Source organism: Blautia sp. HCP3S3_C4, assembly GCF_052064095.1.
Taxonomy (GTDB): Bacteria; Bacillota; Clostridia; order Lachnospirales; family Lachnospiraceae; genus Blautia_A.
On record NZ_JBQHWF010000001.1, the window covers coordinates 1 to 21,234 of the forward strand.

Consider the following 21,234-nt stretch of genomic DNA (forward strand, 5'->3'; position numbering starts at 1 on the left):
ATCAGATGGAGAAAAGACAGAAAAATAGAATTGTTTTGAGTTGCAGATATAGCGACACTCGATTTAGGCGGAAAAAAACTGGAAGTTCACAATAATAAAAGAACAGGCACAAAGATGGTCGAAACGGTATAATACAAAGATTGTTTCTGTTTATGAAGTCAAACTTGATCTGAAGTTAAATATAAAAGAATTCCGGGAAATGACGGATGAGTGGCTTGATTTTATTATTGCCTGCAGGAGTGGAGAAAGTCACGATTATGACATTGTGATAGGAGCAATGGCAGATGATCAGATTTATAATTATATTGCAGATTATATGGATGGAGTAATTACAAGGGAGCAGTTTTGGGTATTGGCGAAGTTTAAATATCCTACACATCAGATTGCGTTTTGTACAAGTCAGGCCTTAAAGAGCCTGACCTATAGAGGATATGAAGAGGTGAAAGAATGACAAATCAGATTGGAAGAGAAAATCAAAAGGATAACGACCTGTTTTTTACCTGCAGTTTGATTGATTATATTGCCAGAAAAACAAAAAATACCCGAACAGACGTTGTTAATAAGCTGGGTAAAAAAAGACTGCAGAAAATATATGATCTGGCGGATGTTTACCACTGTGATAATATTGACAGAGTAAGTGATGACTTCATAGAGGATGCAGAAATCATAAATGGGACGTTTGATAATGTCGGAGAGTGCAGGTATGCAATCCCATCCCATTGGGACATAGGAAAGGTATATAAAAGACTGATTAAACAGGTGGCGCAGGGGGAAAAACTCAGCATCATTGATGCTTTGATAAAAGTATATAATTCTTTTATCAGCCAGAAAATTGATGATTACAACAGCAGTGTGTACTATGAAAATCCTTCATATATTTATGAGAGTTACAGGGAAAATGAAATGCTGTAAGCTTTGATCTGCCATAATTTAACCCTGTTCATATGGTGCTATGTCCCAGCGTTCCTGCTGCCATCAGGATACCCACCAATATCAGGAAACAGCCGCTGACAGTATTGATGATCCGGTAGTGTTTTTTAATCCAGTTGAAGGCTGACTTCAAATAGTCGATCAGAATAGCACTGAGAAGAAAAGGAATGCCAAGTCCCAACGAATAGCAAAGCAGCATCAGCATACCTTTAATTACATGACCCTGCTGAGAGGCCAGCATCAAGGCAGAACCGAGGAATGCGCCCACACAAGGTGTCCAGCCCAAGGAAAATATTATGCCAAAGAGCATAGCGGGGAAGAACCCCATCTCACGACTGTTTAATGTTTTACTGCCGCCTCTGAACAAATTCATTTTGAAAATGCCCAGAAAATTGAGGCCAAAAAGAATTACTATCAATCCGGAAATTAAATTCACTGCACCTTTGTATTCTCGCAGAAAGCTGCCAATGGTGCCTGCCAAAGTGCCCATTGCCACAAAGATTACAGTAAACCCACTAACAAATCCCAATACTCCCAACAAGGTCTTTTTTGTGCTGCGTTCTCCACCACCTGCAAAATAGGAGATATAGATGGGCAGCATGGGAAGCAGGCAGGGTGATATGAAGGTGATAATGCCCTCCAGGAAAGCTACTGCGTATTGCATGAACCGCTGCACCCCTTTCCGAAAATACCGGACAACAGCCAGCCGATAAAGCCCATATAGGTCATCGTGATGAACGGGTTAGAAGTCAGCGGACAAGCTCCAGTGGGGCATCCCACAAAGTAGTAATATGCAAGGCCAACTAATGCGCCGCCTGCGGTAAAAAGAACTGGCTTCAGCCATTTTTCAATTTTTTCTTTCATCTCACATTCCTCCTGCTAAATATTCCTCTGCATAGTGAACAGCAGTTGCCCCATCGGCTACAGCAGTTACGACCTGCCGTAATGCCTTTGTGCGGACATCCCCAACGGCGAACACACCGGGGATGTTGGTGCGGGTACTCTCATCTGCAATAATGTATCCAGCCGGATCAATCTCAATCTGATCTTTCATCAATTCGGTGGAAGGCTTTCTTCCCACGCTTACAAATACACCATCGCAAGCAAGGGTACTTTCTTCTCCAGTTTTCACGTTCCTAATCTGGATACCGGTCAGCTTTTCGTTATGGAGCAGAGCTATAATCTCACTGTCCCAGAGAAATTCTACATTTTCTGTTTTCATCAAAGGCTCATGGTAGATCTTTGTTGCTTTTAGGGTGCCTCTGCGGTGGACGACGATGACTTTTTTGCAGATACGGGAGAGAATCAGCGCATCCGCCGCAGCGGTATTGCCACCTCCTGCGATGACAACCGTTTTGTTCCGATAGAACATTCCGTCACAGGCTGCACAGTAATGGACACCTTTACCGATTAACGCCTGTTCCCCATCAACACCCAGCTCTCTGGGACCGGCTCCTGTAGCCAATACGATGGATTTTGCGTACATAGCGCCTTCGCTGGTCACAGCTTTCTTTACAGAACCTGACAGTTCCAGAGACAGCACCTCAGTCAGCTTGGTTTCCACACCAAACCGCTCCGTTCCTCTGGCCGCTTGGCACATTCTTCGGCAAAACTGTTCAATATCGATACGGATGTCCGTAAGACTATTGTCAGAACCAATTCTATCCAGTTGATAAACTGAGGTTCCGCAATTCACGCCCAGGTGAAAACGAATCGAAGAATTGTCCTCAGTATTTGCAAAACCTTTGTTCTGGTGTAGGTATTCACAGCGAAGCTGCCAGCATCGTTCTCCTCAGATATAGGGCGAGATATCCTGCGCAGAGACTTTAAAGAAAGGTGCTGCGTATGTATCAAACCAACGAATATATTGATTTCCTACATCACGAGTTGGTCTCTGGTTTCTGTCCAGAACAGCACGCCCATCCCGATAACGCTTTACAATTTCTGGGAAAGCAATTCCGCCACAAATATCAGGCAAAGTCAGCGCCAATGCCAAAGCAGATTGCCAGCGTCCATCCTCAATGTTCAGTTCTACTTCCTCTATGCGATGTAAAAAGGTAAAGCTGGCATTATCTTGAATCATAGGCATCCTCCTGTAAAAAACCGCCTGCCGGGAAACCGACAGGCGGCATACTGCCTTTTATACTTCCATCATCTATAGGCTATAGTGATTAAAGAACCAAAGAAGGAGCAGAGTAAATTCGTGCTGCCAATTCCTGATTGAGCATATACAAGCTCTTGGGATCGGAGTCAAAGAGTTCAATTTTGGAAATCAAATTATTTAGTAATTTTCCGCGCGCACTTCGAAGAATGCCTGAGGATGCTTGCAGACAGGGCAGATCTCAGGAGCCTTGGTTCCTACTACGATATGTCCGCAGTTACGGCACTCCCAGATGGTAACGCCGCTCTTCTCAAACACCTGCATGGTCTCCACGTTGCTCAAAAGCTTGCGGTAGCGCTCCTCGTGCATCTTCTCAATGGCAGCTACGCCACGGAACTGTTCAGCCAGATCATGGAATCCCTCCTCATCAGCTTCACGAGCCATGCGGTCATACATATCCGTCCACTCGGCGTTCTCACCTTCAGCAGCATGGAGCAGGTTCTCGGCAGTATCGCCCAGCTCGCCCAGAGCTTTGAACCACAACTTGGCGTGCTCCATCTCGTTCTGTGCGGTATGCAGGAACAGAGCAGAAATCTGCTCGTAACCGGCTTTCTTGGCTACTGAAGCAAAGTAAGTATATTTGTTGCGTGCCTGAGATTCACCAGCAAAGGCTTCCCACAGATTTTTCTCGGTTTTGGTGCCTGCATAGGGATTCTTTGCAGGAGCCGCAGCATCCTCAATCTTCACAAACTTGTTGGCAGGCTGCTTGCAGACAGGGCACTTAAAATCAGGTGTCATAGGGCCTTCGTGAATGTAACCGCAGACTGTGCATTTCCATTTTTCCATTTTCTTTTCCTCCATTTTTTCATTGAATTGAATGTTTTTTAATAGAGATTCCACAGCATCCACAGGAATGCCGGGATACGTTTTAATACTTTCCAGAAACGATCTGGTGTTGCTGCTCTGAGGCAGCATAAAGCCGGCTTCTCTGCACAGATCCTCAGCCATCAGGCGAGAGGATTTTTCCACAGCGACGCTCAAGACATCAGGAAGCTGCGAAGCAATGTTCTCTGCATTGGCTTTGCTTTGAACTAAGCCACGAAGTGCTTCGACAACTTTTTCTTCTTTCGGCTGCTGCGGCGGCAGTTCTTTTGGAACCATAGAGATTGCAGAGGATGGACAGGCTTCGGCACAGGCACCGCAGCCGATACACTTTTCAGGATCAATGATGCTGTTCTCTGTATCAGTCGCTCCGGTTGGGCAGACATAGAGGCAAAGGCAATCCTTGGTACACAAGCGAAGATTTCTTACTGCATATTTTTCAGCCATAGTTATGCCCTCCCTTCCATTTTTTCAAATTTCCAACTGGGAACCTTACACACTGGACATAGCTCCGGAGCTATGTCACCAACATAGACAAAACCACAGACCGTGCAAACCCAGACACCGGTGTTTTCCAACATCTTGTCTCCCTCAGATTCATATCGAGTCAGCAGAGATTGGAGCATTCGGGTAACCTTTTCACTCCACACCTGACAGCGCAGACCACCCCGATCAGGCTTTTCACCGGCTATAGCATTGCCATAGGGATACCCTACAGACAAATCCTTGTCAATGAGTTCCAGCAGCTTGGCTGTGCTGGCCTCCTCGACGGGCGCAGCCTTGCTTCTGAAGAACTCTGCCAGTTTTCTGAAATCATCTGCCTGCTGGGGCAGATACTGCTTTTCGCAGCCACGGGCCAGATTGGAGCAGATGATGCTCATTTCCATGGGAGAGAGTTCCTTGTCCACATGGGGCTTTTCAAGGACCTCCTGGGACGCTGTTTTTTCTTCTTTGGGTTTGAAAGCGTCTTTGCCTGCTTTACAGACAGGACACTTCCAATCGGCAGGTAGGTCTTCCCACTTGCCACCGACAGCTTCATCGTGAATATATCCACAAATGCCGCAAACATATTGTTTCATAGGTTTTACCGCCTCCTTTATCTATATTTTATCAAATCACGACACATATTCCGTGACTTAATCACCTATTTCAGTCGCAGGAGTGATGGCCGCAGCCGTGGGAACCGCAAGAGTGACCTTCCCCATGGTGGTCGTGATGATCACACCGGACATTGGGGTTGAAGTCCAGCTCGCCTGCTGCCAGTGCTTCTGCTGCTGCATCAGCGTTGCCGGAAACACCACCATAAAGCCGGATACCCACATCGCTCAGTGCCATCTGGGCACCGCCGCCAATACCGCCGCAGATCAGGGCATCCACCTTCAGTGCACTCAGGACGCCTGCCAGTGCACCATGTCCGCTGCCGCCAGCATCCACAACCTCAGACGAAATGATTTTTCCATCTTCCACATCGTAGATTTTAAACTGTTCGGTGTGACCGAAGTGCTGAAAGATTTCTCCGTTTTCATAAGTGACTGCAATTCTCATAATATTATCTCCTTTCGGTTTTTCGTGCATCGGATGGATTTTTTGCTGATAGCAATTTTTGCACCCGTAGGCTGCGCTGTTTCCGCTGCAGAGTGTAAAATCCCCTCCCTCGATTCGCAGAGGAAGTCCCTCAACCAGCGCATCGGCCAGTTTTTTGCGGGCAGCTGCATAAATCTGCTGAACCGTTGTTCTGGCAATACGCATATATTCTCCGCATTGCTCCTGAGAAAAACCTTCACGGTCAATCAGGCGAATGGATTCATACTCATCCACATTCAGGACAATGGGAGTCAGTTCCTCGCCGCCACGAACCGGAACAAAACCATCATTATCCGGCAAACAACAAACTTTTCTGCATTTTCTCGGTCTTGGCATAGATTCACCTCCATATTATTTGCGGCATATGCCATTTATACGACCATTGTACATCTCCTTTTCCTATATGTCAACGGAATTATTGACATATGCCATAATTTATTTTATACTATGTGTATTCAAGGAGGTGTACCCATGGATTTTTCATCTTATTTTCCAATTTGGAACAAACTGACACCGACCCAGCAGCAGATTTTGGAGCGAAATGCAGTTTTACGAAAAGTGGACAAAGGGACTGTGATTCACAACGGAACTGTGGAGTGTACCGGTCTTCTGCTGGTAAGAAGCGGACAGCTTCGTGCCTATATTCTTTCCGATGAAGGACGGGAGATTAGCCTCTATCGTTTGTTTGATCGTGATATTTGCCTGTTTTCCGCCTCCTGTATGATGAACAGCATTCAGTTTGAGATCACCATTGAGGCGCAGAAGGATACCACGATGTGGGTTATTTCTGCTGACACTTATCAGCGCATTATGAAAGAGTCTGCTGTGGTAGCTAATTTTACCAACGAAATTATGGCTACCCGTTTTTCTGAGGTTATTTGGCTCATGGAGCAGATCATGTGGAAAAGCTTTGATAAAAGGCTGGCAGAATTTCTGCTGGAGGAATGCAGCTTAGAGGAAACAAACATCCTCAAGATTACCCATGAAACCATTGCGGGCCACATGGGCACCGCCCGTGAGGTAGTTACCCGAATGCTTCGCTATTTCCAGAACGAGGGTATGGTCAGGCTGACTCGTGGAACAGTGGAGGTTACAGACAAAATCAGACTGGAACAATTGCAAAATGATTAAGCAAAAAGGACATCTGCTTGCTATTAGTTGCAAGCAGATGTCCTGATTTTATGCTCGATCCATTCCGCAGGCCGTAGCCGATTCAATGAGACAGCGATCATTGGTCACAGCATCATAGAACCGGAAGCCGCCGGAGAAGTTATAGCAGTCAAAGCCGTTTCCGGCCAGGATACGACAGGCAATGTAGCTGCGCAGACCGCTCTGACAGATGACGTAGACAGGCTTACGCTTGTCCAGCTCACCCAGCCGCTCCCGCAGCTCGTCCACCGGGATGTTAAAGAAGCCGTCAATGTGTCCGTGTGCGAATTCTTCCACAGTGCGGGTGTCCAACAGAGTTACGCTTCCGTCACGAGGAAGACGATCTGCATCTTCCAGATGCCATTGTTTCAGAACACCGTTTGCGATATTCTCAACCATAAAGCCAGCCATATTTACCGGGTCTTTCGCAGAGGAATAAGGCGGTGCGTAGGCCAGATCCAGATCCTTCAGTTCCGTGGCTTTCATTCCTGCCCGGATAGCGGTGGCCAGCACATCAATGCGCTTATCCACACCTTCATAGCCTACGATCTGCGCACCCAGCAGGCGATAAGTCGCCTTTTCAAAGACCACCTTCATTGTCATGACTTTCCCGCCGGGGTAGTAACCTGCATGGCTCATGGGCGACAGGATAACCGTATCAACATCCAGCCCTGTTTTTCTGGCGTTGGTCTCATTTACGCCGGTAGTAGCGGCAGTCATGCCGAAGATCTTGATGACACTGCTGCCTTGGGAGCCGGTATAATGGCTGTCTCCGCCACAGATGTTGTCCGCAGCGATTCGTCCCTGTTTATTGGCAGGGCCAGCCAAAGAAATCAGAGCATCCTGCCCGGTGACGAAGTGCTTCACCTGCACCGCATCGCCCACGGCATAGATGTCGGAAATGGAGGTTTCCATTCGGTCATTGACCACAATACTTCCTTTAATGCCCAGTTCCAACCCGGCATCCTTTGCAAGGGTGGTTTCGGGAGAAACACCAATGGCCAGGATTACCATATCCGCATGGAGAGGCTGTTCGTCTTTCAGCAGCACATCCACGCCGCCGTCCCTTTCCTCAAACCCTTCTACGGTATGACCAAGTGCCAGCTTTACACCGTGCTTGCGCATTTCATTATGGATGAAAGAAGCCATATCGGCATCAAAGGGATTCATAAGCTGTTTTGGACGCTGGACAATGGTGACATCCATCCCCAGCTCTCGCAGGTTTTCTGCCAGCTCCAATCCAATGAAGCCACCACCTGCCAGTACAGCGGATTTGGGATGGTTTGCATTGATGTAATCCTTGATGCAGAAGGTATCTTCAACAGTGCGCAGGGTAAACAGCTTATCAAGACCTACACCGGGAAGCCGGGGCTGGGTAGGCTTGGCTCCGGGAGAGAGAATCAGCTTGTCATAGCTCTCCTCAAACTCCTCACCGGTTTCCAGATTTTTCACGGAAACGGTTTTTTCTTCAGGATGAATCGCTGTGACCTCATGGCGCACCTTCATGTTCACACGGAACCGGGAGAAGAAGCTTTCCGGGGTCTGGAGGGTCAGATCCGACCGATCGGTAATCACATCACCGATATAGTATGGCAGACCACAGTTGGCATAGGAGATATACCCCGAGCGCTCAAAAACTACGATTTCTGCCTGCTCATTCAGTCTGCGAATACGGGCGGCAGCGGTAGCACCGCCTGCCACACCGCCTACAATGACAACTTTCATATTATCGTTCCACCTTTCCTGCATAAGCGGAAATTCCGCCTATGTTTTTCACGTTGGTATAACCCAGCTGCTGCAAAACAGCAGCTGCCTGGCGGCTTCTTGCACCACTGAGACAGTGTACAAAGATGGGGGTAGCTTTATTGTCAATCATGCCAGCCACTTTGTCAATGGACTGCAAAGGAACATTTTTACTGCCGGGGATATGCCCCTGCCGGTATTCGTCGGGGGTGCGAACATCCAGCAGGACTGCGCCATCCGTAGTGCTATATTCTTTGACACCCTGATTGATGTCAGGGCCTTTCAGGAAATCGAAGAATCTCATCTTTGCACCTCCTTACAGCATGGCGAGAATCTGAGCCTTAGGTCTGGCACCGGTGACTTGATTGACAATCTTTCCGTTCTTCATAACCACCAGAGTGGGTATGCTCATCACACCGAACTGCATAGCCAGTTCCTGTTCCTCATCCACATTAATTTTAACAACCTTGATATCGGAGCGCTCCTTGGCAATCTCCTCTACCAGAGGAACTACCATGCGGCAAGGACCACACCAGGGAGCCCAGAAATCCATCAGGACGGGCTTGTCCGAGTTCAAAACCTCTTGATTGAAATTGTTTTTATTAACACTGATAGCAGACATATTTAAGTCCTCCTGTTTCCTTTTTTATGTTCTTGCCATTCCGTCTACACTGAGCACAACACCTGTGATATAGGATGCTTCGTCAGATGCCAGGAACACAAATGCATTGGCAATATCCTCCGGCTGACCCAGGCGGCGCAGAGGGATCTGCTTGATGAGCGGATCAATTACTTCCTTGGGAACAGCTTTCATCATATCGGTCAAGGTAATACCGGGAGCGACCGCATTCACTCGAATCCCCTTCGGACCCAATTCCCGGGCCAGGGAAACCGTCAGGCCATTGACAGCGAATTTGGATGCGGGATAAGCAAAGCCACTGGGCTGGCCGTAAATGCTGACCATTGAGGAGGTGGAGAGAATAACACCTTGACCTTTTGCAATCATGCACTCACTGGCGGCTCTTGTGGCATTGAACACGCCTTTTACATTCAGATCCATAACCTTATCAAAGGTTTCCTCCGTATATTCGGTAAAGGGAGTGCTTTCGGATACACCGGCATTGTTCACCAGAATATCAATGCAACCGTATTTTGAGGCAGCCTCCCGGAACGCAGTGCGGACAGACTCTAAGCTGGACAGATTGGGACTGATTCCCGCAACTGTTGCATCAGGGTACTTTCCTTTCAGCTGCGCAACCGCTTTGTCAGCAGAACCTTGTGAGCTTGCGGTCAGGATTACCGTAGCACCTTCCTTCAAAAATTTGTCTGCGGTGGCGTAGCCAATGCCACGGCTGCCTCCGGTGATGATTGCAACTTTATCTTTCAGTCTCATAAGAATACCTCCTTGTGTTTTGTATTTGTAGTATAACCTGTTTCGGAGGTGCTCTCCGTGATAAAATCACATTTTTCCAAGAAGGAATGATAGAAAAATCATGCCCGTGCATAAATAAAAAGTCAAAGTCACGCTCCGATTAAAAATGATACCAAGGAGATACTCACGAACTTTATCACCAAGCTGGAGGATTTGACCGGAGAACAACAGTAATAAGTTGGGTGATACCGGCAAGAATCAGATCAGTATGCAGAGTCTTCTCATTTTGGGTTCGGCGTCCTGCAAGACAGAGATTGTCTTTGATGTGGTTGATATCCCTTATCGATATGTGTTTCTAATAGAGAAAGAAAAGCAGGTTTGTCATTTTCAAATTTTTCATGGCAATCTGAAAAAATATCTGCCAAAGAAAGCTGTTTATATGGTATCATAAGTATCAGAATAACTCCTTTCTTGGATGTAGGTTTATAGTTTTTAGTCAACTCTATTATACCATGTCCAGTGAGGAGTTATTTGTTTTTAGGTAACAAAAAATGCCGTATTTATGCGGTGTTGTGGCGTTTCGCAAACGCCCAGGAATAAAAAAGATTGAGAGGAGAAATATCATGGATTACAGGACTTTTGTAGATCAGGTCATTAAAAAGGTAACAGAGAAGACGATTTTTGGAGATGCCATACTATAACAACAGATAAAGGAACTAAAAACTGTCAGCTGGTATCATGGGAGTGATCCTGTATGATGCAGCATAAATAGGAAACAGGTACGAAAAAAGATCTGGTACTCTACCGTATACAGACATCCAGGGATAATCTGAAATCTGCAAGGATATTTAGGCAGAAGAATACAAAGGAGCAAATAACCGTACATACTTTATACTCGTCTTATTTTTGTGCGGAACTGTCTTTTTTGTAGATTCCTGCTTTATGGCTGGACGGGATGTCCAAAGAATAAGAAATGTGAATCTGTTTTTGTTGACAATACTTACCGGAAATTTTACAATGGATACAGGTACAAAGTGATGCATATTACTGTATGGAAATACGCAGAAAAACAGGATAAGGAGGCAAACTATATGAGAAGAAAATTCAGGAAAATATTAGCCCTTACTACTGCAATTGCTGTGGTGGCAGGCGTGCTGCCGCTGGACGGAGGGGCATTATCCAGTAAAATTACGAATGGCGGACTTACAGTAAGTGCGGCAGAATTTACATCACCGGAGACAGGAAACGGAGTTACTCCGGAGGAGGATCCGGAAGTAACATTTTCCGATAATGATGCTTCGGTGGAAAGTGCGGAGACATTGTTTACAGACAATGGCACGGCAGATAATGAAGGAGCATTACAGGACGGGGAAGAGGAGATCACCGTACAAAGTGTACAGAACCTGATAGATGCCCTGCCATCATCAGAAGAAGTCAGTGAAATGAGCTTTGAAGAGCAGGAGAAAGTATATGAAAAACTCCAGAATGCATATGAGACTTATGAGACTCTGACAGAGGAAGAAAAATCTCAGCTCACAGGAATGGATGCTTTTGACGAACTGTTTGATTATTTTAATGGGATGGTTAGTGCTGCTGGTGCTGGGGAGAGTAATGGTCTTACGGTAACTCAGAGTAATGGGGGTACAGATTTCTATGTGTATGATGAGGCTACCCATACTCTGACAATTAATGATACGGGAAAAGAGAAGATTACGATATCCGGTACAACGACCGTAGATCATATTGTGGTAAAGGGTGATAATACTGTTAATATTATACTTGATAATGTAAATATTCAGCAGTCCTCTAGTTGGACTAGTGCATTTCTGATTGAGACTGGAGCTATTGTTAATCTGACACTGAAAGGTAAAAATGTATTACAATCAGGTATATCATGTGCTGGATTACAGGTGGAAGGAACATTGAATATTACCGGTGGAGAAAATGGCAGCCTTCAAGCGACAGGCGGTGCTCAAGGAGCCGGAATCGGAGGCGGTGAAAATAAACCAGGAGGAACCATTAACATTACAGGAGGAACAGTAACTGCGACAGGCGGTGCTTATGGAGCCGGAATCGGAGGCGGTTCCAGTGGAGCCGGAGGAATCATTAATATTACAGGAGGAACAGTAATTGCGATAAGCCTTGGTTCTTCTGTCTATATAGGAGGAGCTGGAATCGGAGGCGGTAAGAGTGGAGCCGGAGGAATCATTAATATTAAAGGAGGAACAGTAACTGCGACAGGCGATAACTGTGGAGCTGGAATTGGAGGCGGTTCCAGTGGAGCCGTGGGAGAAATTAATATTACAGGAGGAGAAGTAACTGCGACAGGCGGTGTTCAAGGAGCCGGAATCGGAGGCGGTAAGAGTGGAGCCGGAGGAACCATTAATATTAAAGGAGGAACAGTAACTGCGACAGGTGGTGCTTATGGAGCCGGAATCGGAGGCGGTGATTATGGAGCCGGAGGAGACATTAGTATTACAGGAGGAACAGTTACGGCAAATGCTGGTTGTTATACTTCTAATCAAGGAGGCGGAGGAGCTGGAATCGGAGCCGGAAATACATATAATCCTCCACAAGGGACTAATGCAGATAGTATAGTAATTAATGGCGGTATTGTAATAGCAAATAGTTTCAAATCAGGCGTTGCTGATATTAGCAATTTGACTGCTGTCACAGGTAGGGCTGTTATTATATGTCAAACAGGTGGAATTAAGGTATCTCCAGAGCAGAGCCTTATTATAGGGAATAGCACTACTCCTTCAAATGATACGCTAACATATTATGGAACCATCGAAAATAATGGAACCATCACAAATAATGGAACCATCGAAAATAAAGGAACCATCGAAAATAACGGAACCATTAGCGGTAATGGTACTATTGATTTTCGTGGGGGTGGTTCGATTACAGGTAACGCAGTTGAAAGCGGGGTTACGTTAAAATATTCTGTAAAGAAAACAGGTAGTGAAAACATTTATTTTGCAGAGGAACATGATGATAATAAGAATGGGTATTCAGCAACTTTGAGTGCTAAGCCAGGGTATGTTTTACCCGATGATATTTTTGTTACAATTGCCGGGAATCTAATTGAAAAAGTTGAAGCTTCAAATGAGAATGGATATTCGTATACTTATAATAATACCGATAATTCTGCAGAATTGAAAATCCCCAAAATATTAATAACCGGAAATATTGTAATAGAAGTAAAAGCAAAGCTTGTTTCACCAGAGATTCTTACATGGAGCAGCAGTACACCCGGTAAAGCGACTGTTACATGGAAAAGTGTAAATAACGCAAGTGGATATTCCGTGCAGTTGTATAATACTGTGTCAGGTAATGTTAAGGATGCAACTGTAGATGAATCAGAGCATACCTTTGATATTACAGAAGAAGGAAGTTATGCAGTTAAGGTTAAGGCAAAAGGAGCAGGCAACTATGCGGACAGTGCAGAAAAGACAAGTTCTCCGCTGCAGTTTTATTCTGTTAATTTTATCACAGATAATGGGGAAGGCCTTTCGCCACAGGTTGTCGTAAAGGACGGAAAAGTTTTAGACCCGCTGACAGGTGGCACTGTTCTTACGAAAAATGGTTATACCTTTGCTGGATGGTACAGTGACAGCAATTTTACTGAAAACAGCAAATGGGATTTTGATAATAGTACAGTTCAGAATGATACTACTCTGTATGCAAGATGGTATTTAGTGCCTGTTTACAGTTATTATACGATTACCGCTTCTGCAGGTACAGGCGGAACGATCACTCCGTCAGGAAGCTGTAGCATCCGGGAGTGGTTGGATAAGACCTTCACTATCACTCCTGACAGCGGTTATGAGATCGCGGATGTACTGGTAGATGGAAAGAGTGTGGGAGCTCAGTCTTCCTATACTTTTGAAGATGTCAGAAGCAATCATACCATTTCTGCATCTTTCTTAAAGATAGTTCCACAGGAGTATCCGGATGGAACAAAGGCAAAACCGGATGGAAGTTTTGAGACACCGGATGGTACAGTAATCCTGCCTGACGGAACCATCGTTCTTCCGGACGGTATCAGAATTGAGCCGGACGAAGAAGGAAACAGACCGGTAATAGATAAAGACAATGTGGTGACAGCACCGGACGGAACCGTTTATAAGCCGGACGGCACGATTCATAATACAGACGGTTCTGTACAGGATCATGCGGGAACATACCTCAGTCCGGCGAAGACATGGATCGATTCTGTAAACGCAGTCGGAAATAAGATAACGATCTTACTTACAGGGGAAGCTGCGGGAGCTATCGGTTATGATTATGTCATCGGAACGTCTGCGGATATGCTCAAGACCAGAGAGTATTATAAAATCAGCAAAAATAAACTGGGTACCGAGACTCTGATGCAGTATGTGGAAAAAGGTACTTATTATGCTGCCTGCCACGCATGGATACGGGGAGCTGATGGAAAGAAAGTCTTCGGGCCGTGGTCAGAATTGAAAGAGTTTCAGGTGGATGCAGTAACTCCGGAGACACCGAAGATTAAAAATGTAAAAGTATCGAAACAGACTGTGACAGTGACATATACAGTATGCAGTGATGCAGAAGGATATGATATCGTACTTGGAAAAGAATACAAAAAAGTAAATGAGGAGAAGCGTCCTGTAAATTACGGAACACTTGTAAAGAAAGTAAAGAATGGAAATACGGTGACAGTTACCTTTAGAAATGTAACTCCCGGAACCTATTATGCAGGTCTCCACTCCTGGAACCGTACCAGTGAAGACGGTAAGAAGGTCTTCAGTCCCTGGTCCGGTGTAAAGAAGGTCGTGGTAAAATGATCTTTTTCTCTGAGAGTGTAAGAGAAACCGGTATGATTCCTGTACAGGGATGCTGTGTATTATTAAATTTCATTGAATGAAAAGTAAAACCGATGGTATTGACTGTTCAGGTCATACCATCGGTTTTTTCTGAATAAAGGCGGAAGTATAAATGGAAGAACTTGAAATAAGATTTGATCTGGAAAAAATGTTGGATGCTAATGGTTATCCGTGGGGTCTATGGATATTCTCAGATATGAGGATAAAACATAGAGTGTTTTATTCCGACTTTTAAAGATTTATCCGTAAATTGGCATGATTTCCCGGAAAATGAAGTAAATGAGAAGCTTTTTATTGTATTGACAAGGTCCTGTTGGAGACAACATATTTTGGTCCTGATTATAATGTAAAAGTTATACTGACGCGCTGGAATGGCAGCTTTATCCTCAAAGAGCTTATCAAGATATTCTCTTAGTTGAGGAAAATCTAATTGAATTTTTTCAAAATCAGAGGGACCATCAGTTAATGCATCTGCTTCATATGAATCTATATAACAATAAGTATACATGGGTAATAGTTTGTGCTGGTATTTAGAATTTCTGATTCTTTGAAAAACTTAAAAAGTACAAGAATTGTGATTGCACATCGATTGTCCACAATCAAAGAATGTGATCGGATTATCGTTTTGGATAAAGGGCGCATTATTGAAGATGGTACCTACCAGTCTTTGAGTAAAGCAGGAGGTTTCTTTTCTGAATTGGTTGAAAGGCAAAAAATCTAAGGTTTTTATACCTGTACAATCGTGCAGAAAAAACATATTGTAAGGAGATATCCTTTCAAATAAATAAGAAAATGGAGGAAAAAAACATGAATGAAAACTTAAAACAGGCTATTTTAAAGGTGAAGGAAATGCCGGAAGTTCAGGAAAAGCTTACAAAGGCAGAGACATTGGAAGAAGTGTATGAGATTATGCAGTCTGCTGGGTTCACAGTGAGCTTTATGGGATCGATGATGCGGTAAAGGATGCGTGGAAGCTGTAAACAATTCATGAAAACACTTGACAATCTTAACTTTACCATACTAAAATGTAAAAGATTTAAAATGAAGGAATAAGTACAGATCACATCCCTCACGGATTGCACATGAGGACGTCAAGGAGGATATTATGAAGAAATACAGCGACATGACCAAAGAAGAACTTCTCACTCTGAAAGCTCAGTTGGAAAAAGAATTCGCAGACATCAAAGCACAGGGGCTGACCCTGGATATGTCCCGTGGAAAACCATCTGCAGCTCAGCTGGATCTTTCCATGGAAATGATGAGCGTATTAAACAGCGATTCAAATCTGAAATGTGAAACAGGTGTAGACTGCCGTAACTATGGTGTTATCGATGGAATCCCGGAAGCAAAGCGCCTTCTTGGAGAAATGTCTGAGGTAGACCCGGAGCATATTATTATTTACGGAAACTCCAGCTTAAACGTAATGTTTGACAGTATTGCCCGTTCTATGACACAGGGAGTAATGGGGAATACTCCATGGTGCAAACTGGACAAGGTAAAATTCCTCTGTCCTGTGCCAGGTTATGACCGTCATTTCAAAATCACAGAATTCTTCGGAATTGAGATGATCAATGTACCAATGACTCCACAGGGACCTGATATGGATATGGTAGAAAAGCTTGTCAGCGAAGATCCTGCCATCAAGGGAATCTGGTGTGTGCCGAAATATTCCAATCCACAGGGCTACACCTACTCTGCAGAGACAGTAGACCGCTTTGCTCATCTGAAACCTGCAGCTTTGGACTTCCGTATTTACTGGGATAACGCGTACAGCATCCATCATCTCTATGATGACAAGCAGGACTTCCTGGTAGAAATCCTGGAAGCATGTGCAAAAGCCGGAAACCCTGATCTGGTATATAAATTTACTTCTACATCCAAGGTAAGCTTCCCGGGATCCGGAATTGCAGCTGTAGCAGCATCTAAGGCAAACCTGGAGGATTTCCGCAAGTATATGCAGATTCAGACCATCGGACATGACAAATTAAACCAGCTTCGTCACGTAAGATTCTTCAAGAATCTGGAGGGACTTCATGCGCACATGAGAAAACATGCAGATATTCTCCGTCCGAAATTTGAAATGGTTCTGGATACTCTGGACAGAGAACTTGGAGGACTGGGAATCGGTGAGTGGACAAAGCCTCACGGTGGATATTTCATCTCCTTTGACTCCATGGAGGGATGTGCAAAGGCTATTGTTGCCAAAGCAAAGGAAGCAGGAGTTGTCCTTACAGGAGCAGGTGCAACTTATCCATATGGCAAGGATCCAAAAGATTCCAATATTCGTATTGCACCAAGCTTCCCGACTCCGGAAGAGCTTGGAAAAGCAGCAGAAGTATTTGTACTCTGTGTAAAACTTACAAGTGTGGAAAAGCTTCTGGAGAATGCCTGAACTGAATAAAAAACTACGATAACGATAAACTGCCCGGCATATTTTTGTGTGCCGGGCGGTTGTGGTTGGAAAGGGGAGAAAAATGAGTACCCGGAAAAAAATTCTGATCAGCCTGATCATCCTCCTGTTTTTGCTCACAGCAGGCGCTTATGGATATGGGGTTTATTATTTTACCAGTCATTTCCTGCCTGGGTCTATGGTAAATGGATTTAACTGTTCCTATATGACAGTAGAGGAATCAGAGAAGCTTCTGGATGAACGGATCGGCGCTTATGTGTTGGCTGTGGAAACCAGAAATAACGGGCAGGAGAGTATCAGTGCCCAGGATGCAGGGCTTTCCTACAAGTCTGACGGCAGTGTAAACCAGCTGGTAAAGGAACAGCAGCGTTTCCGCTGGTTCCTGGCTTTTAATCAGCATCAGGACTATGAGATCCCATCTTCAATCCAGTATGATGAACAGAAGGAAGAAACGGCAGTTGCCGCTCTGAAATGTATGCAGCCTGAGAACAGTACGGAGCCTTCGGATGCATATATTGCAGAGAAAGATGATAAATTTGTAATTATTCCAGAGGTAGAGGGAGCAGCCCTGGATCCGGAAAAGACCTGCCAGGTAATCCTGGATGCTATGCTTACCGGAAAAGTGGCTGTAAATCTGGAAGAAGGCGGCTGCTATAAGAAACCGTCTGTTTATCAGAATGATGAAATGTTGGTGAAAAACTGTGAGCAGATCAATAAGCTGACAGATGTGGTGATCACCTATGATTTTGATGACCGCACAGAGACTGTAGACAGAGAGACGATTAAAAACTGGCTGAAGAAAGACAAAAAAGGTAATTATACTCTGGACAAAAAACAGGTGACTGCTTATGTGAAGGGTCTGAGCGAAAAGTACGATACTGTTGGAAATAGCAGAATCTTTCATACCTATGACGGGCAGGAAATCACAGTAGAGGGCGGTAATTATGGATGGCAGATCGATCAGGAAGCAGAGGTAAAGGCATTGACAGGGCTGATCAAAGAAGGCAAAACCCAGGTAAGAGAGCCGGAGTATGCCCATGAGGGATTAAGCCGTAAAACCAATGATATCGGATATACCTATATAGAAATCAGTCTTACTGCCCAGAGGATGGTATATTACAAAGACGGAGTTCCTACAGCAGATGCGCAGATTCTTACCGGAAATCCCAATGTTCCCAACTGTTCTACCCCTGTGGGCTGCTATTCCACAGGAGAGAAAATATCCGGATATACAGTACCGGGAGAGGATTATCCTGGATCTGTAAATTACTGGATTCCTTTTGGCGGAGGCCTGGGAATCAATGATGCCCCTTGGAGAACAGAATTCGGTGGACAGATTTATGATTTTGAGGGAACTCATGGCTGTATCTGCGCACCGGCCGATCAGGTTCAGATCATTTACAGTGCAGTGGAGAAAAATACTCCGGTTATCATTTATGGATAGTTGTTATTTTGTAACAATCGTATTATAATAACGGCATGTGTTATAAGGAGGAATAAAATGAAGATTGTTGTATTGGCTGGAGGAACAAGTACAGAACGTGCCATTTCCATTATATCCGGAACTGGTATTTGTAAGGCTTTGCGCCAGAAAGGACATCAGGCAATTCTTGCAGATGTTTTTTGTGGAGTGGAGAATGTAGACTGGGAGAATCCTTTCCCTGAGGAATATGATGTGGACGCTGCCTCTGCATATATGTCCGGGTTTGATGATAAAATAGAAACTATGAAAAAAGAACGCAGAAGCTTTTTCGGGGAAAATATCCTGAAGCTCTGTGAAATGGCAGACATTGTTTTTCTAGGACTGCATGGCTCCAATGGAGAAGATGGCAGACTTCAGGCCACTTTTGACCTGATGGGAATCCGGTATACAGGAACAGGATATCTTAGCAGTGCAATGGCTATGGATAAGGGAATCACCAAGCAGATGTTTATGATGAACCATGTACCTACACCAAGGGGAGTTTCTATGGTAAAGTCTCAGATGACTACAGATCTGAAGGCGCTGGGAATGGAATTCCCTGTAGTGGTCAAGACCTGCTGCGGCGGTTCCAGTGTGGGAGTTTATATTGTAAATGACCAGAAGGAATATGAGCAGGCGCTGAAGGATGCCTATTCCTATGAGGATGAGGTAGTTATTGAGGAATATATTAAGGGACGTGAGTTCTCGGTGGCTGTAGTAGACGGGAAAGCATATCCTGTCATAGAAATTGCTCCCATACAGGGATTCTATGATTATAAAAATAAATATCAGGCCGGATCTACCATCGAGACCTGTCCTGCAGAGCTTTCACCGGAGCTTACCGAAAAAATGCAGCATTATGCAGAGGCAGGAGCGAAGGCTTTGTTTATGGAGGGATACTGCCGTCTGGATTTCATGATGAAGGAAAACGGGGATATGTACTGTCTGGAGGCCAATACCCTGCCGGGAATGACACCTACCAGTCTGATCCCTCAGGAAGCCAGAGTACTTGGAATTGATTACCCTACCCTCTGTGAGAAACTGATCGAAGTGTCTTTGAGAAAGTATCAGTAGTCTGGAGCCGGAGCTGTCAGGACAGAAGCCAACAGAATCCAAAAGAAGAGAAAACAGAAAGAAGATATTATGAAGAATTTAACTCTGGAACATATTACACAGGTCTGCGGAGGCACTTATTATGGACCGGCAGACAAAATGCAGGAAGAGGTGCAGTCTGTTGTTACTGACAGCAGAAAGGCAGATAAGGGTTGTCTGTTTGTGCCTATTGTAGGAGAGAGAGTAGATGCCCACAGATTTATCCCTCAGGTGATGGAAGCAGGAGCACTGGCAACATTGTCTGAGCATGTGCTGGAAAGTGCAGATTTTCCATACATTGTGGTGGAATCCTCCCTTCAGGCAGTAAAGGACATTGCGGAATTCTATCTGAAGCAGCTTCAGATCCCGGTAGTTGGGATTACCGGAAGTGTAGGTAAGACCAGCACCAAGGAAGTGATTGCTTCTGTACTCAGCCAGAAATACCGCACTTTGAAAACACAGGGAAACTTTAACAATGAACTGGGATTGCCCCTGACTGTGTTTCGCCTGCGGGAAGAGGATGAACTGGCAGTGTTGGAAATGGGAATCAGTGATTTTGGAGAGATGACCAGGCTGGCAAGGATTGCCAGACCGGATACCTGTGTGATCACCAATATCGGTACCTGCCATCTGGAGAATCTGGGAGACAGAGATGGTGTACTGCGTGCTAAGACAGAAATATTCAAATTTCTGAAGAAAGACGGCCATATTGTATTAAACGGAGACGATGATAAGCTATCTACTGTAAAAGATTATGAGGGAATTTCACCGGTATTTTTTGGGATGAATGGAGAATGCCAGGTATATGGAGACCAGATCATCAGCCGTGGACTAAAGGGAATGACCTGTACCATACATATGGGAGATGTTGTTTTTACAGTGGATATTCCTATGCCGGGACGTCATATGGTATATAATGCTCTGGCAGCGGCAGCTGTGGGCAGGATTTATGGACTGACACCGGAGCAGATCAAGGCCGGAATTGAGAGTCTGGAGCCGGTAAGCGGACGTTTTAAAATGATTGAGACAGAGAAATTTCTGATCGTGGATGACTGCTATAATGCCAACCCAATGTCCATGAAGGCTTCCCTGGATGTGCTTCAGGACGGAGCCGGACGTAGAGTAGCTATTCTTGGTGACATGGGAGAGCTGGGAACCGATGAGGCGGAGCTTCACAGGGAAGTGGGAGAGCATGCCGGTAAATGCAGAATAGATGTACTGATCTGTACAGGTGCACTCTGCAAGAATATGGCAAAAGCAGCAGCTGAGGCGAATCCCTCCCTGGAGGTGATTTATGAGCCGGACAGAGAAAGCCTTCTGGCTCATCTGAAAAAATATGTACAGAAAGAGGATACGATTCTGGTAAAAGCATCTCATTTTATGAAGTTTGAGGAAGTTGTTGAAGTATTACAGAAAATGTAAAAGAGGAAAAGCAAATACCGGTTGGTGTGTGCTGAAGAAAATGAAATAGACAGGAATAGATGCAGAATCTGCTTTATGTGCAGGTTCTGTATTTTTGTAGCTGAATTTGACGAACGAATTTAGTTTCCCGGGGGCTTTGACAGAGGTATAATACATTTATGGAGATTTCGAAAAATACCTTGAGACTGTGAAACAGGAAGAGGAATTTTTCGGAATGACTGCAGTTCAGAATCAGAA

The 21,234-nt window shown here is 44.9% G+C and carries 21 protein-coding genes and 3 pseudogenes; 11 read left to right on the top strand and 13 right to left on the bottom strand.

Annotation, left to right across the window (positions count from 1 at the left end; translation table 11 throughout):
• Positions 1-88: 88 nt before the first annotated feature.
• A pseudogene (locus tag ACTNC6_RS00005) lies at positions 89-451 on the top strand (DUF3990 domain-containing protein); the annotation flags it as partial.
• Complete coding sequence (locus ACTNC6_RS00010; RefSeq protein WP_441033531.1) at positions 448-912, top strand: hypothetical protein; 465 nt, start codon at positions 448-450, stop codon at positions 910-912. The pseudogene ACTNC6_RS00005 and the gene ACTNC6_RS00010, both read left to right, overlap by 4 nt.
• A gap of 28 nt (positions 913-940) precedes the next feature.
• On the opposite strand, the gene ACTNC6_RS00015 is transcribed toward ACTNC6_RS00010, so the two are convergent.
• The 9 genes and pseudogenes from ACTNC6_RS00015 to ACTNC6_RS00055 form a co-directional block, all read right to left on the bottom strand.
• Positions 941-1,594 (bottom strand): cytochrome c biogenesis CcdA family protein, encoded by a 654-nt coding sequence (locus ACTNC6_RS00015; RefSeq protein WP_441042911.1) that lies wholly within the window; start codon positions 1,592-1,594, stop codon positions 941-943.
• Positions 1,579-1,794, bottom strand: coding sequence for a hypothetical protein (locus ACTNC6_RS00020; protein WP_441042912.1), 216 nt, complete (start codon positions 1,792-1,794; stop codon positions 1,579-1,581). Before ACTNC6_RS00020 ends, ACTNC6_RS00015 begins: the two co-directional genes overlap by 16 nt.
• Position 1,795: 1 nt before the next feature.
• A complete protein-coding gene (locus ACTNC6_RS00025) occupies positions 1,796-2,494 on the bottom strand; it encodes an NAD(P)/FAD-dependent oxidoreductase (protein ID WP_441042913.1) in 699 nt (232 codons plus the stop codon).
• Between the two features lie 228 nt (positions 2,495-2,722).
• Positions 2,723-3,013 (bottom strand): hypothetical protein, encoded by a 291-nt coding sequence (locus ACTNC6_RS00030; protein WP_441042914.1) that lies wholly within the window; start codon positions 3,011-3,013, stop codon positions 2,723-2,725.
• Between the two features lie 88 nt (positions 3,014-3,101).
• Positions 3,102-3,188: pseudogene (locus ACTNC6_RS00035) on the bottom strand (ferritin); the annotation flags it as partial.
• A 23-nt stretch (positions 3,189-3,211) separates the two neighbouring features.
• On the bottom strand, positions 3,212-3,772 hold the full coding sequence (gene rbr, locus ACTNC6_RS00040) for a rubrerythrin (RefSeq protein ID WP_441033857.1): 561 nt from the start codon (positions 3,770-3,772) through the stop codon (positions 3,212-3,214).
• Positions 3,773-3,790: 18 nt separating this feature from the next.
• Positions 3,791-4,360 (bottom strand): annotated as a pseudogene (locus ACTNC6_RS00045) (4Fe-4S binding protein); the annotation flags it as partial.
• Between the two features lie 2 nt (positions 4,361-4,362).
• Entirely contained in the window at positions 4,363-4,992 is a 630-nt protein-coding gene (locus tag ACTNC6_RS00050; protein WP_235249357.1) for a rubredoxin-like domain-containing protein, read from the bottom strand.
• Positions 4,993-5,062: 70 nt separating this feature from the next.
• On the bottom strand, positions 5,063-5,833 hold the full coding sequence (locus tag ACTNC6_RS00055) for a NifB/NifX family molybdenum-iron cluster-binding protein (RefSeq protein WP_235254956.1): 771 nt from the start codon (positions 5,831-5,833) through the stop codon (positions 5,063-5,065).
• 135 nt (positions 5,834-5,968) lie between these two features.
• On the opposite strand from ACTNC6_RS00055, the gene ACTNC6_RS00060 reads away from it, so the two are divergent.
• On the top strand, positions 5,969-6,628 hold the full coding sequence (locus tag ACTNC6_RS00060; RefSeq protein WP_441033547.1) for a Crp/Fnr family transcriptional regulator: 660 nt from the start codon (positions 5,969-5,971) through the stop codon (positions 6,626-6,628).
• A gap of 48 nt (positions 6,629-6,676) precedes the next feature.
• Here the strand turns inward: ACTNC6_RS00060 and ACTNC6_RS00065 are convergent, their stop codons facing one another.
• From ACTNC6_RS00065 to ACTNC6_RS00080, 4 genes are read right to left on the bottom strand one after another with little or no spacing between them, the layout of a single operon-like run.
• Positions 6,677-8,371 (bottom strand): FAD-dependent oxidoreductase, encoded by a 1,695-nt coding sequence (locus ACTNC6_RS00065; protein ID WP_441043081.1) that lies wholly within the window; start codon positions 8,369-8,371, stop codon positions 6,677-6,679.
• Position 8,372: 1 nt separating this feature from the next.
• Positions 8,373-8,693 carry a rhodanese-like domain-containing protein gene (locus ACTNC6_RS00070; protein WP_154433133.1) on the bottom strand — a complete coding sequence of 107 codons (321 nt, stop codon included), beginning with the start codon at positions 8,691-8,693 and terminating at the stop codon, positions 8,373-8,375.
• 12 nt (positions 8,694-8,705) lie between these two features.
• A complete protein-coding gene (gene trxA, locus ACTNC6_RS00075) occupies positions 8,706-9,011 on the bottom strand; it encodes a thioredoxin (protein ID WP_118718022.1) in 306 nt (101 codons plus the stop codon).
• Positions 9,012-9,035: 24 nt separating this feature from the next.
• Entirely contained in the window at positions 9,036-9,782 is a 747-nt protein-coding gene (locus tag ACTNC6_RS00080; protein ID WP_441042915.1) for an SDR family NAD(P)-dependent oxidoreductase, read from the bottom strand.
• 530 nt (positions 9,783-10,312) lie between these two features.
• Here ACTNC6_RS00080 and ACTNC6_RS00085 point away from each other — a divergent pair.
• The 8 genes from ACTNC6_RS00085 to ACTNC6_RS00120 all read left to right on the top strand — a co-directional run bounded on the left by ACTNC6_RS00085 (position 10,313) and on the right by ACTNC6_RS00120 (position 20,997).
• Positions 10,313-10,462 (top strand): hypothetical protein, encoded by a 150-nt coding sequence (locus ACTNC6_RS00085; RefSeq protein ID WP_441042916.1) that lies wholly within the window; start codon positions 10,313-10,315, stop codon positions 10,460-10,462.
• 390 nt (positions 10,463-10,852) lie between these two features.
• Entirely contained in the window at positions 10,853-14,572 is a 3,720-nt protein-coding gene (locus tag ACTNC6_RS00090; RefSeq protein ID WP_441042917.1) for an InlB B-repeat-containing protein, read from the top strand.
• 151 nt (positions 14,573-14,723) lie between these two features.
• Entirely contained in the window at positions 14,724-14,846 is a 123-nt protein-coding gene (locus ACTNC6_RS00095; protein WP_441033559.1) for a hypothetical protein, read from the top strand.
• Positions 14,847-15,418: 572 nt separating this feature from the next.
• Positions 15,419-15,571: a Nif11-like leader peptide family natural product precursor gene (locus ACTNC6_RS00100; RefSeq protein WP_441033562.1), complete on the top strand. Its 153-nt coding sequence runs from the start codon at positions 15,419-15,421 to the stop codon at positions 15,569-15,571.
• 145 nt (positions 15,572-15,716) lie between these two features.
• A complete protein-coding gene (locus ACTNC6_RS00105; protein ID WP_441033565.1) occupies positions 15,717-17,003 on the top strand; it encodes an aminotransferase in 1,287 nt (428 codons plus the stop codon).
• Between the two features lie 82 nt (positions 17,004-17,085).
• A complete protein-coding gene (locus ACTNC6_RS00110; protein WP_433844807.1) occupies positions 17,086-18,465 on the top strand; it encodes a peptidoglycan binding domain-containing protein in 1,380 nt (459 codons plus the stop codon).
• 57 nt (positions 18,466-18,522) lie between these two features.
• The gene (locus ACTNC6_RS00115; protein ID WP_173743290.1) at positions 18,523-19,557 is read left to right on the top strand and encodes a D-alanine--D-alanine ligase family protein; all 1,035 of its coding nucleotides are present in this window, start codon (positions 18,523-18,525) and stop codon (positions 19,555-19,557) included.
• Positions 19,558-19,626: 69 nt separating this feature from the next.
• A complete protein-coding gene (locus ACTNC6_RS00120; RefSeq protein ID WP_441042918.1) occupies positions 19,627-20,997 on the top strand; it encodes a UDP-N-acetylmuramoyl-tripeptide--D-alanyl-D-alanine ligase in 1,371 nt (456 codons plus the stop codon).
• Positions 20,998-21,234: the final 237 nt, after the last annotated feature.

Bases quoted from the DNA above. Each gene is read 5' to 3' on its own strand.
- ACTNC6_RS00010 (WP_441033531.1), top strand. From the start codon at position 448: ATGACAAATCAGATTGGAAGAGAAAATCAAAAGGATAACGACCTGTTT.
- ACTNC6_RS00015 (WP_441042911.1), bottom strand. From the start codon at position 1,594: ATGCAATACGCAGTAGCTTTCCTGGAGGGCATTATCACCTTCATATCA.
- ACTNC6_RS00020 (WP_441042912.1), bottom strand. From the start codon at position 1,794: ATGAAAGAAAAAATTGAAAAATGGCTGAAGCCAGTTCTTTTTACCGCA.
- ACTNC6_RS00030 (WP_441042914.1), bottom strand. From the start codon at position 3,013: ATGATTCAAGATAATGCCAGCTTTACCTTTTTACATCGCATAGAGGAA.
- ACTNC6_RS00050 (WP_235249357.1), bottom strand. From the start codon at position 4,992: ATGAAACAATATGTTTGCGGCATTTGTGGATATATTCACGATGAAGCT.
- ACTNC6_RS00055 (WP_235254956.1), bottom strand. From the start codon at position 5,833: ATGCCAAGACCGAGAAAATGCAGAAAAGTTTGTTGTTTGCCGGATAAT.
- ACTNC6_RS00060 (WP_441033547.1), top strand. From the start codon at position 5,969: ATGGATTTTTCATCTTATTTTCCAATTTGGAACAAACTGACACCGACC.
- ACTNC6_RS00065 (WP_441043081.1), bottom strand. From the start codon at position 8,371: ATGAAAGTTGTCATTGTAGGCGGTGTGGCAGGCGGTGCTACCGCTGCC.
- ACTNC6_RS00070 (WP_154433133.1), bottom strand. From the start codon at position 8,693: ATGAGATTCTTCGATTTCCTGAAAGGCCCTGACATCAATCAGGGTGTC.
- trxA (WP_118718022.1), bottom strand. From the start codon at position 9,011: ATGTCTGCTATCAGTGTTAATAAAAACAATTTCAATCAAGAGGTTTTG.
- ACTNC6_RS00080 (WP_441042915.1), bottom strand. From the start codon at position 9,782: ATGAGACTGAAAGATAAAGTTGCAATCATCACCGGAGGCAGCCGTGGC.
- ACTNC6_RS00085 (WP_441042916.1), top strand. From the start codon at position 10,313: ATGCCGTATTTATGCGGTGTTGTGGCGTTTCGCAAACGCCCAGGAATA.
- ACTNC6_RS00090 (WP_441042917.1), top strand. From the start codon at position 10,853: ATGAGAAGAAAATTCAGGAAAATATTAGCCCTTACTACTGCAATTGCT.
- ACTNC6_RS00095 (WP_441033559.1), top strand. From the start codon at position 14,724: ATGGAAGAACTTGAAATAAGATTTGATCTGGAAAAAATGTTGGATGCT.
- ACTNC6_RS00100 (WP_441033562.1), top strand. From the start codon at position 15,419: ATGAATGAAAACTTAAAACAGGCTATTTTAAAGGTGAAGGAAATGCCG.
- ACTNC6_RS00105 (WP_441033565.1), top strand. From the start codon at position 15,717: ATGAAGAAATACAGCGACATGACCAAAGAAGAACTTCTCACTCTGAAA.
- ACTNC6_RS00110 (WP_433844807.1), top strand. From the start codon at position 17,086: ATGAGTACCCGGAAAAAAATTCTGATCAGCCTGATCATCCTCCTGTTT.
- ACTNC6_RS00115 (WP_173743290.1), top strand. From the start codon at position 18,523: ATGAAGATTGTTGTATTGGCTGGAGGAACAAGTACAGAACGTGCCATT.
- ACTNC6_RS00120 (WP_441042918.1), top strand. From the start codon at position 19,627: ATGAAGAATTTAACTCTGGAACATATTACACAGGTCTGCGGAGGCACT.